The 2,380-nt window shown below is 75.9% G+C and carries 1 protein-coding gene; it reads left to right on the top strand.

What is annotated here, in order from left to right; genetic code table 11:
- On the top strand, positions 1–2,380 hold a 2,380-nt coding region (locus tag NBX02_RS09200), incomplete at both ends, for a type I polyketide synthase (RefSeq protein WP_445548335.1).

Here is a 2,380-nt window from a genome sequence, read left to right as displayed (position 1 = left end):
CCGACGGGCTCGGGCTCGCGGCCGGGGACGTGCCCTGGGACGCGGCCGGGGCGGCGGCCGGGGCGGCGGAGCATCCGCTCGCGGCGCTGTCCCCGCAGGCGCTGCGGGAGCGGCTGACGGAGCTGGTCCGCACGACCGCGGCCGGGGTGCTCGGGCACGCGGACACGGAGCGGATCGACAACGGGCAGACCTTCCGGGACCTCGGTTTCGACTCGCTCGGCGCCGTGCGGTTCCGCGACGGGCTCGCCGCGGCGACCGACCTGACCCTGCCGAGCACCCTGGTGTTCGACTTCCCGACGCCGGCCGCCCTGGCCGAACGGCTGATCACCCTGGTGTCGGGCACGCCCGCGGCCACCGCGCGGCGCGCCCGTCGGCGCGTCAACCAGGGCGGCCCGGCCGAGCCGATCGCGATCGTCGCGGTCAGCGGGCGCTGGCCGGGCGGCGCCGACTCCCCCGAGGCGCTGTGGGAGCTCGTCGCCGACGGCCGGGACGCCATCGGCGGGTTCCCGTCGAACCGCGGCTGGGACGTCGAGGCCCTCTACGACCCCGAGCCCGGCAGGCCGGGGCGGACCTACACCCGCGACGGCGGCTTCCTCTACGACGCCGACCGCTTCGACGCGGAGTTCTTCGGGATCTCCCCGCGGGAGGCCGACGCGATGGACCCGCAGCAGCGGCTGCTGCTGGAGTCCGCCTGGGAGGCGCTCGAGCGCGCCGGCATCGACCCGCACAGCCTGCGCGGCAGCCGGTCCGGGGTGTTCGTCGGCGCCACCCAGCAGGACTACGGCCCGCGCCTGACCGACGCGCCGCGCGACGCCGAGGGCTACGTGCTCACCGGCAGCACGACATCCGTGGCCTCCGGCCGGCTGGCCTACACCCTCGGCCTGGAGGGGCCGGCGCTGACCGTCGACACCGCCTGCTCGTCCTCGCTGGTCGCGACCCATCTGGCCATCCAGTCGCTGCACAGCGGCGAGTGCGACCTGGCGCTGGCCGGCGGCGTCGCCGTGATGGCGACCCCGGGGCTGTTCACCGAGTTCTCCCGGCAGCGGGGGCTCGCCCCCGACGGCCGCAGCAAGGCGTTCGCGGCGGCGGCGGACGGCACGTCCTGGGCCGAGGGCGTCGGGTTCCTGCTGCTGGAACGGCTGTCGGACGCCCAGCGGGCCGGCCGGCGCATCCTGGCGGTGATCCGCGGCAGCGCGGTGAACTCCGACGGCGCGTCCAACGGGCTGACCGCGCCGAACGGCCAGTCCCAGCAGCGGGTCATCGCGGACGCGCTGGCCGCCGCCGGGCTCACGGCCGGCGACATCGACGCCGTCGAGGCGCACGGCACCGGCACCCGCCTCGGCGACCCGATCGAGGCGGAGGCGCTGATCGCCACCTACGGCCAGGGCCGCCCCGCCAGCCGGCCGCTGCTGCTCGGCTCGATCAAGTCGAACCTCGGCCACACCCAGACCGCGGCCGGCATCGCCGGCATCACAAAGATCATCTATGCGCTGCGCCACGGCGTCCTGCCGAAGACCCTGCACGTGGACGCCCCGTCACCGTTCGTGAACTGGTCGGCGGGCGCGGTGGAACTGCTCACCTCCGCCCGCCCCTGGCCGACAGCCGACCGCCCCCGCCGGGCCGCGGTCTCCTCCTTCGGCATCAGCGGCACCAACGCCCACATCATCATCGAGCAGTCCCCCGACCAGCCCGTCCTCGCCGACGCCGACACGAACCACCCGCTGCCCCCACCGGCAGCCCCCCTCGCAAACGCTCCGGATCACGACAACGAGGGTGGAAGTGGTCGTCCCAGCAACCACTTCCCCCCTCAATCCCCCGGGCGCGGGACGGACGGTGAGCTGACCGGCGGGCGGAGGGACAGCTCGGTGAGTGCGGGGACGGAGACGGCGGGCGCGGACGTGTCCGGCGCGGACGCGGCTGTGGGCCGGGGGGCGGTTGTAGTGCCGTGGGTGGTCTCCGCGGCGTCAGCGGAGTCGTTGCGGGCGCAGGCCGCCCGGCTGGCCGCGCACGTCAGCGCCGACAGCACGCTGCGGCCGGTGGACGTCGCCTACTCGCTGGCCACCACCCGGGCGGCTCTCCCCCACCGGGCCGCCGTCGTCGCCGGCACCCGCGACGACCTGCTCGCCGGCCTGGACGCCGTCGCCACCGGCCAGCCCCACCCCAACGTCGTCCACGGCAACGCCACCCCCGGCAAGATCGCGTTCCTGTTCACCGGGCAGGGCGCGCAGCGCCCCGGCGTCGGCCGCGAGCTCTACAACACCCACCCGATCTTCCGCCAGGCGTTCGACGAGACCACCACCGCCCTCGACACCGCCCTCGCCGAACACAGCCAGCGCCTCGACCAGCCGCCTCCCGACCGGCCACTACGGCCGCTGCGCGA

Source organism: Protofrankia sp. CiP1_Cm_nod1, assembly GCF_920888515.1.
Lineage (GTDB): Bacteria > Actinomycetota > Actinomycetes > Frankiales > Frankiaceae > Protofrankia.
Note: the sequence above shows the minus strand (reverse complement) of the source record. Positions and strands in the feature narration are given on the sequence as shown.